The 13,360-nt window shown below is 60.4% G+C and carries 13 protein-coding genes; 8 read left to right on the forward strand and 5 right to left on the reverse strand.

Annotated elements, in window-relative coordinates:
* The gene (locus U5822_RS15630; RefSeq protein ID WP_322856537.1) at nt 1-885 is read left to right on the forward strand and encodes an AraC family transcriptional regulator; all 885 of its coding nucleotides are present in this window, start codon (nt 1-3) and stop codon (nt 883-885) included.
* Here U5822_RS15630 and U5822_RS15635 read toward each other — a convergent pair.
* From U5822_RS15635 to U5822_RS15645, 3 genes are all read right to left on the reverse strand, one after another.
* Nucleotides 882-1,829, reverse strand: a complete 948-nt coding sequence (locus tag U5822_RS15635) for a LysR family transcriptional regulator (protein WP_322856538.1) — start codon at nt 1,827-1,829, stop codon at nt 882-884. The genes U5822_RS15630 and U5822_RS15635 overlap by 4 nt on opposite strands.
* A gap of 120 nt (nt 1,830-1,949) precedes the next feature.
* Nucleotides 1,950-2,273, reverse strand: a complete 324-nt coding sequence (gene trxA / locus U5822_RS15640; protein WP_322856539.1) for a thioredoxin — start codon at nt 2,271-2,273, stop codon at nt 1,950-1,952.
* A gap of 112 nt (nt 2,274-2,385) precedes the next feature.
* Nucleotides 2,386-3,420 (reverse strand): lipid A deacylase LpxR family protein, encoded by a 1,035-nt coding sequence (locus U5822_RS15645; protein ID WP_322856540.1) that lies wholly within the window; start codon nt 3,418-3,420, stop codon nt 2,386-2,388.
* A 416-nt stretch (nt 3,421-3,836) separates the two neighbouring features.
* Between U5822_RS15645 and U5822_RS15650 the strand changes: the two genes are divergently transcribed.
* Together U5822_RS15650 and U5822_RS15655 are read left to right on the forward strand one after the other, a co-directional pair.
* Complete coding sequence (locus tag U5822_RS15650) at nt 3,837-4,088, forward strand: hypothetical protein (RefSeq protein WP_322856541.1); 252 nt, start codon at nt 3,837-3,839, stop codon at nt 4,086-4,088.
* A gap of 259 nt (nt 4,089-4,347) precedes the next feature.
* Complete coding sequence (locus U5822_RS15655; RefSeq protein WP_322856542.1) at nt 4,348-5,652, forward strand: ferredoxin reductase family protein; 1,305 nt, start codon at nt 4,348-4,350, stop codon at nt 5,650-5,652.
* Nucleotides 5,653-5,662: 10 nt separating this feature from the next.
* Here U5822_RS15655 and U5822_RS15660 read toward each other — a convergent pair whose 3' ends face one another.
* A complete protein-coding gene (locus tag U5822_RS15660) occupies nt 5,663-6,763 on the reverse strand; it encodes an alcohol dehydrogenase family protein (RefSeq protein WP_322856543.1) in 1,101 nt (366 codons plus the stop codon).
* 147 nt (nt 6,764-6,910) lie between these two features.
* On the opposite strand from U5822_RS15660, the gene U5822_RS15665 reads away from it, so the two are divergent.
* A complete protein-coding gene (locus U5822_RS15665) occupies nt 6,911-7,780 on the forward strand; it encodes a LysR family transcriptional regulator (protein ID WP_322856544.1) in 870 nt (289 codons plus the stop codon).
* Nucleotides 7,781-7,786: 6 nt separating this feature from the next.
* On the opposite strand, the gene U5822_RS15670 is transcribed toward U5822_RS15665, so the two are convergent.
* Nucleotides 7,787-8,671 carry a LysR family transcriptional regulator gene (locus tag U5822_RS15670; RefSeq protein WP_322856545.1) on the reverse strand — a complete coding sequence of 295 codons (885 nt, stop codon included), beginning with the start codon at nt 8,669-8,671 and terminating at the stop codon, nt 7,787-7,789.
* A 108-nt stretch (nt 8,672-8,779) separates the two neighbouring features.
* Between U5822_RS15670 and U5822_RS15675 the strand changes: the two genes are divergently transcribed.
* The 4 genes from U5822_RS15675 to U5822_RS15690 all read left to right on the forward strand — a co-directional run bounded on the left by U5822_RS15675 (nt 8,780) and on the right by U5822_RS15690 (nt 13,344).
* Entirely contained in the window at nt 8,780-9,952 is a 1,173-nt protein-coding gene (locus tag U5822_RS15675) for an MFS transporter (protein ID WP_322856546.1), read from the forward strand.
* A 143-nt stretch (nt 9,953-10,095) separates the two neighbouring features.
* The gene (locus tag U5822_RS15680) at nt 10,096-11,019 is read left to right on the forward strand and encodes a histone deacetylase family protein (protein WP_322856548.1); all 924 of its coding nucleotides are present in this window, start codon (nt 10,096-10,098) and stop codon (nt 11,017-11,019) included.
* A 161-nt stretch (nt 11,020-11,180) separates the two neighbouring features.
* Nucleotides 11,181-12,365: a thiamine pyrophosphate-dependent dehydrogenase E1 component subunit alpha gene (locus tag U5822_RS15685; RefSeq protein WP_322856549.1), complete on the forward strand. Its 1,185-nt coding sequence runs from the start codon at nt 11,181-11,183 to the stop codon at nt 12,363-12,365.
* Between the two features lies 1 nt (nt 12,366).
* On the forward strand, nt 12,367-13,344 hold the full coding sequence (locus U5822_RS15690) for an alpha-ketoacid dehydrogenase subunit beta (RefSeq protein ID WP_322856550.1): 978 nt from the start codon (nt 12,367-12,369) through the stop codon (nt 13,342-13,344).
* Nucleotides 13,345-13,360 lie beyond the last annotated feature (16 nt).

The raw sequence follows: 13,360 nt of genomic DNA on the forward strand, positions 1-13,360 counted from the left end.
ATGCCCACACTCGCCCAACTGCTGACCCCACTTGCCGCGACCGAGGGCTACAACCCAACACCGATTGAGGGCGTCGGCGTCTACCGAAGCAACGAAACCACCGGCAGAGAGCCGCTCTGTTACAGCCAGGGCATCATTATCATGGCCCAGGGCACCAAGCGGGTTTTTCTCGACAACCAGGTGTATGAGTACAACCCCGACAACTACCTGGTGCTGACCCTACCCACGCCCGCTGACTGCGAGGCGATCACACCACCCGATGGCCCCCTGCTTTCCCTGGTCATGGACCTGGATCTGTCGGCGTTGCATGAGCTGGTGCGGATTTTTGATGAATGCCGACAGACCGGCGGTGCCAACGCTCCCGCGCTGAATGCGCACACCTTGTACGTGGCGCCGGCCACTGGCGCCTTCAACGCCAGCGTGGTGCGGCTGGCCGAGGCGCTGAATGACCCGCTGGCGGCCAAGGCCCTCGGGCCGGGCCTGAAAAAGGAACTGTTGCTGCACGCGCTCCGGGGCCCGAACGGCGCCTCGCTGGTGGATCTGGTGCGGCACAACACCCAACTTTCCCGACTGGAGCCGGTGCTCAAGCACGTCCATGCGCACTTTTCGGAACCGCTGGATGTCGAACAGCTGGCCGCTCTTGCCAACATGAGTCCGGCGACCTTCCACCGCAACTTCCGGCAGGTGGCCGCCCAGTCCCCCATTCAGTACATCAAGCGGATCCGGCTGACCCGGGCCCGGGAGCTGCTGGTGGATCAGGGCGTGAAGGTAAGCCAGGCGGCGTCCCTGGTGGGCTACGAAAGCGCCAGCCAGTTCAGCCGGGAGTTCAAGCGGTTTTATGGCCAGCCGCCACAATCTATTGCGGCGGCTTCTCTGGCCGGTTAGACCGCTTTCAGGTGCCGCCCACAGGGCGAAGTGGTCATGATTTCGTGCCAGCGATCCCGCAGCAGGCGCTCGAGGTGGTCCCGAATCCAGATAATGCCGGGATCCCGGTCATGGCGGGCGTGCCAGATCAGGTACAGGCTGGTGGGATCAACCTCAAAGGGCAGCTCTCCCATCCAGAGCCCGTTCACAAAACCGCAGTCCTGACTGATGAGCTCCGGCACTGCCGCAATCAGGTTGGTCTCCCGCAGCACCTGCGGCACGATGGAGAAGTGATTGACGGTGGCAGCAATCCGGCGGCTTTGTCCCTTCTGGTCCAGATAGCTGTCCACGAAACCATGGGCGTCGCCCGACATGGACACCAGCAAATGCCGGGCCTCCAGGAATTCCTCCATGGTGATCGGCTTGCCCGCCAGCGGATGTCCCTCGCGCATCGCCAGCACGTAGCCACCCTCAAACAACCAGGTGCTCCGCAGGCTGTGGTCGTGCTGGTTCAGAACGCCAACCGCCAGGTCCACGTGGGCTTCGCGCAGATCGCCGTAGGTGCCTTCGGGTGTGTACGGGACCGCGTGCAGGTCGACACCGGGCGCCTCCCGCTCCAGCAATTCGATTAACTGGCGCCAGACCATCTCAACGATCACGTCGGTGGCGGCGATGCGAAATTTCCGTTTGGAATTGGCGGGGTCGAACTGAGTGGCTGACACCGCGTTGGTCAGGGCGTACATGGGCCCGCCCACCTGATCCCAGAGGCTCAAGGCATAAGACGTCGGTTCGATGTTACGACCTTTGCGGACAAACAGCGGGTCGTTCCAGATCTGGCGCATCCGGGAAATTGCGTTGGATACCGCCGGCTGGGTCATGGCCAGACGCTCGGCGGCTCGGGTCACCGAGCGCTCGGTCATGATGGCGTCGAAAATATAGAGGAGTTGCAGCTCCTGGGTTTTCATCGTGGGGTACCTGAATGATGGCAACGGGCCCGGATAAGTCTGACCAGCATTGGCGGGCAGCGCAACCGGCACACAAAAACACCCTCCCATAGCGGGAGGGTGTTGATTCGAGCCGGTGAGTTACAAGTTGCCTTTAACGAAGGCCCGCAACTGGCCCAGGCTGCCGGCACCGGTCTGCCGGGCCACCACGCCGCCCTCGCGGAACAGCGCCAGGGTCGGAATGCTGCGGATTCCCATGCGAGCCGCCGTTTCCGGGCTGTCATCCACGTTGACCTTGGCCACTACCAGGTCATCGCCCAGTTCGTCGGCGATTTCCTCAAGCATGGGGCCAACGGTCTTGCACGGGCCGCACCAGGGTGCCCAGAAATCGACCAGGACCGGCTTGTCGTTACGACCAACGGCCGCATCAAAGTTGCTGTCGTTTACTTCAACGATGTTGCTCATATCGTTTCTCCGTTTCCAGTAATGCCTGAGTCCAACCATGCGCCCTACTCTTACTGAAAACCAATTGTTCAGCGGTATACATGGTATTTCCCAGGGTGATGTACACCGGTTGTCAGTGACTGCCAAAGCGCTTGCTCAGCACCAGTCCGCCCCAGGCCAGGGTGCGATCACCGGTACCGTTCTTGATTTCGGAGCTCTGCACACGCAACACGTAGCTCAGCTCCATGTTGTCCCAGAGGGTGTGGGTGTAACCGGCCCAGACTTCCGCCAGCAGCACATTCAGATCATTGGCACTGAGTTCGTGATCGGAATCCCGGAACTGACCCTGCAGGAAAGCGTTGTAGGCCCTGGCCTTCACCGACAGGCCACCCCAGAAGTAGTTCTCCCGACCGCCGACCGCGGAGACGCTGGGCGCCCGCTCACCGTAGGCCATCAATTCCGGGTTGAAGCGGTTATCCGGCGACGAAATCAGCCCTCCCCGGAACACCAGGGCGGCGCCAAATTCGGTGAGGTATCCGACGCTCCCGAAGTAGGTCACCTTGAACTTGCTGTCCGGCTCACTGCCATCCAGGTACTGGTGGTAGGCCGCGGAGTACCGCAAGGTAGGCTCGCCCCCTTCGGAGATCTGGTGATCCCAGCCTTCGGCCTTGTCACTGCCGATGGCCTTGTGAATCGTATTCTGACCGTGCTCGAACAGGTCCAACCCCAGGGCACCAACGGTCAGCGAGGTGGTCCATCCCGAGGTGCCACCGGCTGACTGATAACTGCGGCTCGTGGACAGATACACCAGGCTGCTGTACGGCCGGTCGTCCCTGTCGATACCTTGCGCCGCGATCTCCTCGGGAGTAAAGCCGTAGGCACCGAACTCCACCGAGGTGTTCTCAGGCTGGTCCGGCAGCCGGCCAAACGCGCCAATCAGGCCCTGGTCGATGGCCCCCACCGCGCGGGAAACCAGGCTGCTGTTAAACGCCTCGGAGTTGGAGGAATAGGTGATGGCGACCCCGGCCGTGTAGTCCCGGTCGGTCTGGGTCGGGGCGAACAGGTCGTTATCAGTAGACAGTGCAATGGCGGAGGCGGACTCACCAGCCAGGCTGGCAGACGACGCCGCGGCAAAACCGAGTGCAAGAGCGAGTGAAAGGGAACGCATGGCCAACTCCAGTGCTTCAATTGCGTGAATCGAGTTGGCGGCTATTTTTCGGACGACGGGGGCAGCAGACTAATCAAGAGACGGTATTCACAACATCACAGCTAGTGATGCATACGTACTTATACCGCCCTTTTCAGGTTCATTCCCTGAGACTCTATTTTAAGAGAAATTATAGAAATATCCTCTTACCTCATGAAATATATATTTTTGTTATTTTTTAGCATGGAATCTTAAAACGTCTTGGTGAACGTTTCGGCAGTAAAAAACGGATTATTATAATTTGAGGTGATGTATCCCATATTGTTTCGGAATTATTCAGGACGCCTTCCCAGCCCCATACTTCTCCCCATCAGATGCCGACCACCCAGGCGGTTTCGATGAAAGCGTTGACTCATTCAAACTCAGGAGAAGATGTTATGCGTAAAGTTGCACTGGTAACCCTCGCCTCACTCATCGCGGTAGCGGCTCTTCCTGCCCACGCGACTCTGGCAGATCGCAAATCCGATGAACCGAGCGCCGAAGCCGCTCAGCCCGCACCTTACAGCGGCCAAATCGTGATTCGCGGCGAAGTCCGTTCTGACGAAGCTGAAAAGGTAGCTGCAGAGCCGGCTCCCTACAGCGGACAGGTTGTTATCCGCGGCGAAGTGAAGTCCGAAAGCCACGGTTAAGCGTTAGAAGTTTCATTTGCGTCTTGGCACCAGGGACGGTGCGTTTTTCATATCCATCTTAGTCCGCCAATGCCCCACACGGCGGCGAGTCCCCCTCCACTTTGGCCTTCAGCCTCTCACAAACTTCACGGTCACCATCGCCTTGCCCGGACTTGATGACGGCAACACACAGAGGTGGTTTTGCCGCATCCAGCAAGTTGCCCCAGTCGTTCGCCGTAACTAAATTGTTTGAACAGGGGCAGCGAAGCAGACCACACGGATGAAACCGCATTTTCTGATCGTCGGTTACCTTATCGCGGTCGCATTGCCGCTTGCATTGTCCTGGTGGTTTGGTGGGCCGATGCGGCCATGGCAGGAGGAATTGGCCTCTAGCCTCGGCATTCTGGCCTTCTCGATGATCCTGATGGAATTCCTCCTCTCCGGCCGGTTCAAGAGGCTTTCAAAAGGCGTCGGCCTGGATACCACCATGCGGCTGCATCAGGTTATGGCGCGCGCCGCCCTGGTCTTTGCGTTGATCCACCCGCTGCTATACCAGGGCACGCCCTCCGGGGGGCAGCGCCCCTGGGACCCCACCCGAGAACTGACAGTCACCACCGATTTTGCCCCACTGGCCTCAGGCATTGCCGCCTATCTGCTGCTTGGCGCTCTGGTATTCCTGGCCATCGGACGCACCAAACTCGATTACAAATACGAGACCTGGCGCCTTTTACATGGAGTCGGCGCGCTACTGATTGCGGTGCTTCTATTGCATCACACGGTGTCTGCGGGCCGATACGGGTCCCAGCCAGTGATGACCGCAGTGTGGTTCGCCATGACGGCCGTGGCCGGCGGTTCACTGATATCGGTCTATCTGGTGGTGCCCCTGCTTCAGAAAGCCCGGCCCTGGCGGGTGACCGACGTTGTTCGACTGACGTCCAGGCAATGGCTACTGACCGTGACACCGGACGGCCATCCCGGGCTTCGCTACCAAGCTGGGCAATTCGTTTGGTTGAACATAGGCCACAGCCCCTTCTCGCTGCACGAACATCCACTCTCCATCTGCTCAGCGCCCACGACGGGGCCAGAAATCTCGTTCATGATCAAGGAGCTCGGGGACTTCACGCGGACCGTCGGCCGGATCCCAACAGGAACCCTGGCCTACCTGGATGGGCCCTACGGCAACCTGTCGATTGAGGGGCGCGCCGAGCCCGGAGTCGCACTCATAGCCGGAGGTGTCGGCCTCGCGCCGCTGCTGGGGATACTGAGGCAGATGCGGGACACCGGCGATTCCCGCGAGGTCAAAGTGATCTACGGGAATCGGATAGTCGATCAGATCGCCTTCCGCGACGAACTGGATGCCGAGGACACCGTGTACGTCCTGCAGGAGCCCGCGGACGACTGGGCCGGCGAATCCGGCCTCATCGATGCCGCGCTGATCGATCGCGTGTTTTCGGAACAACAGATCAAGGACTGGCTGTTTGTGATGTGTGGACCGGCCAGCATGATGGATATCGTCGAACACCGGCTGATTGAGAGGGGCACGCCCTCTCATCGCATCCTGTCCGAACGGTTCGACTATGACTGATGCCGGGCCATCAAGCCTTGACCTGGATCGCCAGCTTGCCCGAGAAGCGCTTGGCCATGAAGTCTTCCTGGGCTTGCACCACATCCGGTAAGCGATAGGTCTTTGCCACCACCGGCTGTATTTCGTTGCGCTCGATGTAGCCAATCAGGTTCTCGAACACCCGCTTGGGTTGCCAGGTTGAGCCGAACAAGCTCAGGTCCTTCAGGTACAACGTGCGCACATCCAGCTCCACAATGGGGCCGGCAATTGCGCCCGAGGCGACGTAACGACCACCGCGACTCAGCACCTCCAGCAACTCCGGCCACTGGGGTCCGGCCACCAGATCGGCCACCACCTGCACGCTGTCTTTGTCCAGGACTTCGAGGAGCGACTGGCCTCGGGCTATGACCTGGTCAGCGCCCAGCTCGCGAACCTCGTCGAACTTGGCTTCACCACACACGGCAATGACCTCGGCGCCCCGGCGCTTGGCCAGTTGAACCGCCGCGGAGCCAACACCACCAGACGCCCCGGTAATCAGGATCCGTTCACCCCGCTTCAGATCGGCGCGGTCCAGCATGCCCTCGGCGGTTGAATAGGCGCAGGGAAAGGACGCCAGTTCCAGGTCGCTCAGGCTGCTGTTCACCGCGAACACTTCACTTGCCCGGGCCACGGCATACTCGGCGTAGCCGCCATTGCACTCGGACCCAAAGGTAATGAGGTTGTAGGAGGCCGGATCATCCGGCGCCTGCTGCATCGCACGGACCAGGACACGCTCACCGATCCGGTTCGGGTTTACGCCGTCACCAACGGCAACGATTCGGCCGCAGGCATCGGCGCCCTGGATACGGGGAAATTCCAGAGGCTTACCCGACCAGCTACCGTCCTCCTCGTTGGCCCGATCAAAGCCACCGGCGGCCGTCTGGTCCGTGCCCGTGGTCACCCCTTTTGAGTACCAGCCCGTCCGGGTGTTGATGTCGGTGTTGTTGATGGCGGTGGCGCCGACTTCGATCAGCACCTCACCCGGGCCGGCCTCGGGCACCGTGAGGTCCTCCCGATACTCCAATTTGTCGAGATCACCATGGCCGGTCAGGACAACGCCGGCCATGGTTTCAGGAATACTGTGGTGTTTCATGGAGCCACCTCCTCATCGGAAACTGATCAAAATACGCGCAACAGCTGATAATTCGCGGCAAATAATAGAAGGCGCCAATAATTCAATCAAACGAATATTACTGATACCATGTATCAAATGTTCTAATTCATAGGCGAAGCTCACCCCATGAAACCCATCCTGGACCTGGAGCTGTTGAACACCTTTTCCGTCGTCGTGGAGGCTGGTGGTTTCAAGGAGGCGTCAGGCCGACTCTACCGTTCCCAGGCCGCGGTCAGCATGCAGATCAAACGCCTGGAAGAACAACTCGGGCACAGGCTGCTCGAACGTAACAACCAGGGCATCAAGCTCACCGAACCGGGAAAAACCTTGCTGGGCTACATTGACCGACTGCTGCGCCTGAACAACGAAACCCTCAGTGCCCTCAGCCTGGAACCACTGCAAGGCCCGGTTCATTTCGGGATACCGACGGATTACGCCCAAACCTTCCTGCAGCAGTTTATTCCGCGCATTCGCAAAACCTTTCCCGAGCTGGTGCCTCGCATCACCTGTGGGCGCAGTCGCCGCCTGCGGGAGCTCGTGGGCACCGGCGAGCTGGACGTGGCGATTGTCACCGGCGAACCCCAGTACAGTCCGGAGAAGAGTCTGTGGTCGGAGGCGCTGCATTGGTATGGGCCCGCCGGTTTCCAGGCACCCGGAGACGAACCGTTACCAGTCGCCCTGCTTGAAAGCGATTGCGCTTTGCGGGATCTGGCCGTGTCGGATCTGAAACGTTCCGGTTTAGAGACCGATCCGGTGCTGATCAGTTCGGACATGGCCAACCTGTATTCCGCAGTGGAATCGGGCTTGGCGCTGGCGCTGCTACCGGAATCCTCCGTAGCCTCATCCCGGGTCCGCCCGGTTCAGCTCAATGAACTGCCCGGACAACGTTCGCTGACCATGAACGTCGTCACCGCCAGCACCCTGAGCCCGAGCTTTTTGGAGCCGCTGCAGGACTGCATGCTGGCCGCCGCGCGGGCACTCATCAGACAGGATTGAGGGAATTTACAGGTGGCTCCAGCGTGCCTGGAAGAAATCCAGAAACACCTGGATACGGGCCGATAGGGTGGTGTTCCGGTAATACACCGCATTGACCAGCTCCCTGGGATTGGGGCGCGTCAGGTGGCTATCCAGCAATTCCACCAGATCCCCTCGCTCGATATCCCTCGCGATCATGAATCTCGACAGATAAGCCAATCCGTTGCCCTGCAGGCAAAGCTGGCGCACTGCCTCACCGCTGCTCGCCCGCAGGGTCGGCCTGATCCGGACGCCCTCACCCAGGTGCCAGACGTTGAGGGATTCCGGCGCGGTGAACCCGATAATGTCGTGGTCGCCCAGCTCGGCGGGCGATTTACACTGGCCGCGCCGTGCCAGATAGTCCGGTGAAGCCACGACCGATAAGGGCGACCGCCCAAGGGCCCGGGCGTGCAGCGTGGAGTCGTCCAGCGACCCGATGCGGATAGCGACATCGATCCGGCGCTCGAGTAGGTCCACAATCTGATCACTGGCGGTCAATTCCAGCTCAATGTCTGGATAAGTGGCCCGAAACTCCCGGACGTGTGGCACGATCTGGTGCAACAGAAACGGATTCGCGGCATCCACCCGCAATCGCCCTGCGGGCCGCTGTTTGCGGATGGCCAACTGCTCTTCCGCCTCCTCCAGTGCGGCCAGGCCACTGCGCACCTTCTCGACGAACAGCCGCCCCTCTTCGGTCAGGCCCACTTTCCGGGTCGTTCGGTTCAGCAAGGTGGTGTTCAGGGTCTGCTCCAGTCGGGTGACTGCCCGCGACACCCGAGTGACCGACACCTCAAGTTGTTCCGCCGCTCCACTGAAGCTGCCGCTATCCACCACCGACAACAGGAAATGAAGATCGTCCGATCGACTTTTCATTTTCACTTTCCGCAAAAGTATTTTTCAAAAACCACTGTTTATCGCAAAAGTGTGCGGACTCAAACTAGCTACCGTCAATTAACTCCGCTCATTGCCAAGGAGCCCGCTATGCCCATTGCTCTCTTCGCACTCACCTTGAGTGCCTTTGCAATCGGGACCACCGAGTTTGTCATCGTCGGATTGGTCCCCACCATTGCCCAGGATCTGGGTGTTACCCTGCCGTCTGCTGGTCTTCTGGTCAGCCTCTACGCCCTGGGTGTCGCCGTTGGCGCACCGGTACTGACGGCCCTGACCGGTCGCTGGAATCGCAAGGCGGTATTGCTGTCGCTGATGAGTCTGTTCATCGTCGGTAATATCCTTGCCTGGTTGGCGCCCAACTATGGGTCGCTGATTACCGCCCGCATTCTCACCGGCCTTGCCCACGGTGTGTTCTTCTCCATTGGCTCAACCATTGCCACCAGCCTGGTGCCGAAGGAAAAAGAAGCCAGCGCCATTGCGATCATGTTCACCGGGCTGACGGTTGCCCTGGTGACCGGTGTTCCCCTGGGTACCTTTATCGGCCAGACGTTCGGCTGGCGCGCCACCTTCCTCACCGTTGCCGCCCTGGGCGCCATCGCCCTGATCGGAAGCGCCTTCCTGGTGCCGAAGAACCTGAAGCAGTCCAAGCCGGCCACCCTGCGTCAACAGCTTGAGGTCATTACCCACCCACGGCTGCTGCTGGTCTATGCCATGACCGCCATTGGCTACGGTGGCACCTTCACGGCGTTCACCTATCTGACACCGATTCTGGAAGATGTGACCGGCTTCGCTTCCGGCATGGTCAGCCTGCTGCTGCTCGTGTACGGCGTCTCTGTGGCGACCGGCAACATCTGGGGCGGCAAGCTGGCGGACCGGCTCGGGCCAACCTCCGCGCTGTACATCATTTTCGGTGGTCTGGCAGCCATCCTGTTCGTGCTCACCTTCAGCGCCTACAACCCGATTGCCGCGGTGATCACCCTGCTGATCTGGGGCGCCTTTGCCTTCGGCAACGTGCCCGGCCTGCAGGTCTACGTAGTCCAGTTGGCTGAACGCTACACCCCGCATTCCGTGGATGTGGCCTCCGGCCTGAACATCGCAGCGTTCAACATCGGTATTGCCCTCGGTGCCTGGCTCGGCGGCCACGTAGTGGCCGACATGGGGCTGATGAACACCCCCTGGATTGGCGGCATCATCGTGCTTAGCGCGCTGCTGCTAACCCGCCTTTCCGCCAGCCTCGATAACCGTGAACCGGCTACGGCCTGAATTCTGATGGTTCCTGAGTAAGGTTGGTTGAACAACGGGCCACCATACGTCGACCCGCACGTGTGGTGGCCACACGATTCGAACCGCTGGGCGAATCGAGCGTAGAATTGGGAAACCCCTTTTCATCGAACGCCCGCAGAGTCATGACCGTACCCCTGGTATATCACCCGGACTACAGCTTTCCATTTCCGAGCCGCCACCGCTTTCCCATGGAGAAGTTCGCCCGCCTGGCCGGGTATCTCCGAAGCCGTGGCCTGCTTTCCGCCGACAACACCTATCGACCCGGTCCCTGCCGACAGTCCTGGCTAACCCCGACTCACTGTCCACGCTACCTGCAGCGCTTTTACAGCAACACCCTGTCCGACCGCGAGCAACGGCAGATGAACCTGCCCTGGAGCGAAGGTCTGGTAAAGCGGACCTTCCTCGCGCCCTCCGGTACCGTGCTTACCGCCCAACTGGCGCTACGCCACGGCATTGCCTGCCACCTAGCCGGTGGCACCCACCACGCCCATCATGACTACGCCTCGGGTTTCTGCATCCTTAATGATCTGGCCATAGCCGCCAACGTGCTGGCCGGCCAGGACGGAGGGCTCCAGGTGTTGATTTTCGATTGCGATGTCCATCAGGGCGATGGCACTGCCGCCCTGCTCCGGAACCAACCCAGAGCGTTCACCTGCTCGATCCATTGCAAGCAGAATTTTCCGTTCACCAAGCAGCTGAGCGACTGGGATGTCGAATTGGCGGCCGGTACGGATGACGCCAACTACCTCGAGACCGTCAGTGCCACCCTTCTAGCCGCCATCCACCGGGTGAAACCGGACATCGTGCTCTATGACGCCGGCGTCGATGTGTTCGAAGGCGATCCGCTTGGCCAGCTGAAGATTTCCGAGGCAGCGATCCGCGAGCGTGACCGCCTGGTGCTGACAACCCTGAAAAATGCCGGAATCCCCGTAGCAACGGTGATCGGCGGTGGCTACGACGATGACCGGGATGCCCTGGCCCGCCGGCACGCCATTGTGGCGGAGGAAGCCATTCGGGTGATTGAGCGCAAGCAACTGAGAAATTAGTACAACAGACCTACCCCAACGCTTCAGTTTACGTTAAGGTAAACGCGGTTTTGCCCTGACACGGGATCTCACCGGATCCAGTCAGGCTGTCTGCACAGACATTAACTACACTCCCACAAGGAGTGTTTTGTTCCTCAGGCCACCACCCCAGGAAGAGGATTATGACAACAACAAAATCCAAAGTTGTATATTCCCCAGTGTTTACCGACGGTGCGGAATTCCGTATTCCCACGTTCAAGCTTCTGAAACAGGACGGCAAACTCTACAAGAGTGCCAAGGCACCTGATCTAGACAAGGACAAGGCCCTACGTATTTATCGGGCCATGGTTACCACCCGGATTCTCGATGAACGCATGCTGGCCGCCCAGCGCCAGGGTCGCCTCAGCTTTTACATGCAGTGCACCGGTGAAGAGGCCGCCGTGATTGGCAGTGCCGCCGCCCTGGACGATGGCGACATGATCATGGCCCAGTACCGGGAGCAAGGCGCACTCGCCTACCGTGGGTTCAGCATCGATGAATTCATGAACCAGCTGTTCGGCAACGAACTCGACTACGGCAAGGGCCGGCAAATGCCCGTGCACTACGGCTCGAAAAAGCTGAACTACATGACCATCTCCTCGCCCCTGGCGACCCAGATTCCGCAGGCCACCGGCTACGCCTACGGTCAAAAAATGGCCGGCGGCGGCCACTGCACCATCACTTACTTTGGTGAAGGCGCCGCCTCCGAGGGTGATTTTCACGCGGCCCTGAACATGGCCGCGGTGCATCGGGTACCGGTCATCTTCCTGTGCCGGAACAACGGGTACGCCATTTCCACCCCCGCCGCCGAACAGTTTGCGGCCGACGGGGTCGCACCCCGGGCCTACGGCTACAAGATGGACGTCATCCGGGTGGACGGCAACGACATCCTGGCCATGTACCAGGCCACCCAGGAGGCCCGCAAGTTGGCGGTGGAGCACAACCGCCCGGTCTTGATCGAAGCCATGAGCTACCGCCTGGCGGCGCACTCCTCCTCTGACGATCCGTCCGGTTACCGCAGCAAGGACGAAGAAGCCGTCTGGCGCGAGAAGGATCCGATCCTGCGCATGCGCCTGTGGCTGGAAAGCAAGAAATGGTGGAGCGAAGACGACGAAAAGCAGCTTCAGGAAACCATGCGCCGCGAGGTCCTCGAGACCATGAAGCGCGCGCAAAAACGGCCACCTCCCGCCCTCGACACCCTGGTTACTGACGTCTACGACGAAGTGCCACCCCACCTGGCGGAACAGTTCGAAAAGGTGAAAGCGCACATCCGCAAGTACCCGGACGAGTATCCAAAGAGTGCCGAGCACGCCAAGGGAGGTGCCTGAGATGACGAAGATGAACATGCTCCAGGCCATCAACAGCGCCCTGGACACGGCCATGGCCGAGAACGACAAAGTCCTGTGCTTCGGCGAGGACGTCGGTGTGTTCGGTGGCGTTTTCCGAGCCACCAGCAACCTGCAACAGAAATACGGAAAAGATCGCTGCTTCAACACGCCGCTGGTGGAACAGGGCATCGTCGGCTTTGCCAATGGCCTGGCCGCCCAAGGGTCAGTGCCGGTGGCGGAGATCCAGTTCGCCGACTACATATTCCCGGCGTTCGACCAGATCGTGAACGAGTCCGCCAAATTCCGGTATCGGTCCGGCAACCTGTTCGACGTGGGCGGCCTGACCATTCGAGCGCCCTACGGCGGCGGCATCGCGGGTGGCCTGTACCATTCCCAGTCCCCGGAAGCTTATTTCGCCCACACCCCGGGCCTGAAGATCGTGGTGCCCCGTAACCCTCACCAGGCCAAGGGTTTGTTGCTGGGCGCAATCCACGACCCGAACCCGACCCTGTTCTTCGAGCCAAAACGCCTGTACCGAGCCTCCGTCGGCGAAGTGCCCGACGAGGATTATCGCCTGCCCCTGGGCGAAGCCGAGGTCATCAAGGAAGGCACCGACATCACCGTGCTGGGCTGGGGCGCGCAGATGGAAGTGATCGATCAGGCCGTGGAGCGGGCCGAGAAAGACGGCATTTCCTGTGAGGTGATCGACCTGCGGACCATCCTGCCCTGGGACGTGGAGACCGTGGCCAATTCGGTGCTCAAGACCGGCCGCCTGGTGGTCACCCACGAGGCGCCTCTGACCGGTGGCTTTGCCGGCGAAATCGCCGCCACCATTCAGGACCGCTGCTTCCTGTACCTGGAATCACCCATCGCTCGGGTCACCGGGATCGACACCCCGTTCCCGCTGGTGCTGGAAAAAGAGCACCTGCCCAACGCCTTGAAGGTCTATGAGGCCATCAAGTCGAGCGTTGAATTCTAGGCTGATATCCGGACAG

Origin of the sequence: Marinobacter qingdaonensis (genome assembly GCF_034555935.1) — a bacterium.
GTDB lineage: Bacteria > Pseudomonadota > Gammaproteobacteria > Pseudomonadales > Oleiphilaceae > Marinobacter > Marinobacter qingdaonensis.

What these genes read in the sequence shown, in the direction of transcription:
- U5822_RS15630 (WP_322856537.1), top strand. Translation starts at nt 1, where the DNA reads ATGCCCACACTCGCCCAACTGCTGACCCCACTTGCCGCGACCGAGGGC.
- U5822_RS15670 (WP_322856545.1), bottom strand. Translation starts at nt 8,671, where the DNA reads ATGAAAAGTCGATCGGACGATCTTCATTTCCTGTTGTCGGTGGTGGAT.
- U5822_RS15665 (WP_322856544.1), top strand. Translation starts at nt 6,911, where the DNA reads ATGAAACCCATCCTGGACCTGGAGCTGTTGAACACCTTTTCCGTCGTC.
- trxA (WP_322856539.1), bottom strand. Translation starts at nt 2,273, where the DNA reads ATGAGCAACATCGTTGAAGTAAACGACAGCAACTTTGATGCGGCCGTT.
- U5822_RS15645 (WP_322856540.1), bottom strand. Translation starts at nt 3,420, where the DNA reads ATGCGTTCCCTTTCACTCGCTCTTGCACTCGGTTTTGCCGCGGCGTCG.
- U5822_RS15650 (WP_322856541.1), top strand. Translation starts at nt 3,837, where the DNA reads ATGCGTAAAGTTGCACTGGTAACCCTCGCCTCACTCATCGCGGTAGCG.
- U5822_RS15660 (WP_322856543.1), bottom strand. Translation starts at nt 6,763, where the DNA reads ATGAAACACCACAGTATTCCTGAAACCATGGCCGGCGTTGTCCTGACC.
- U5822_RS15635 (WP_322856538.1), bottom strand. Translation starts at nt 1,829, where the DNA reads ATGAAAACCCAGGAGCTGCAACTCCTCTATATTTTCGACGCCATCATG.
- U5822_RS15675 (WP_322856546.1), top strand. Translation starts at nt 8,780, where the DNA reads ATGCCCATTGCTCTCTTCGCACTCACCTTGAGTGCCTTTGCAATCGGG.
- U5822_RS15685 (WP_322856549.1), top strand. Translation starts at nt 11,181, where the DNA reads ATGACAACAACAAAATCCAAAGTTGTATATTCCCCAGTGTTTACCGAC.
- U5822_RS15680 (WP_322856548.1), top strand. Translation starts at nt 10,096, where the DNA reads ATGACCGTACCCCTGGTATATCACCCGGACTACAGCTTTCCATTTCCG.
- U5822_RS15690 (WP_322856550.1), top strand. Translation starts at nt 12,367, where the DNA reads ATGACGAAGATGAACATGCTCCAGGCCATCAACAGCGCCCTGGACACG.
- U5822_RS15655 (WP_322856542.1), top strand. Translation starts at nt 4,348, where the DNA reads ATGAAACCGCATTTTCTGATCGTCGGTTACCTTATCGCGGTCGCATTG.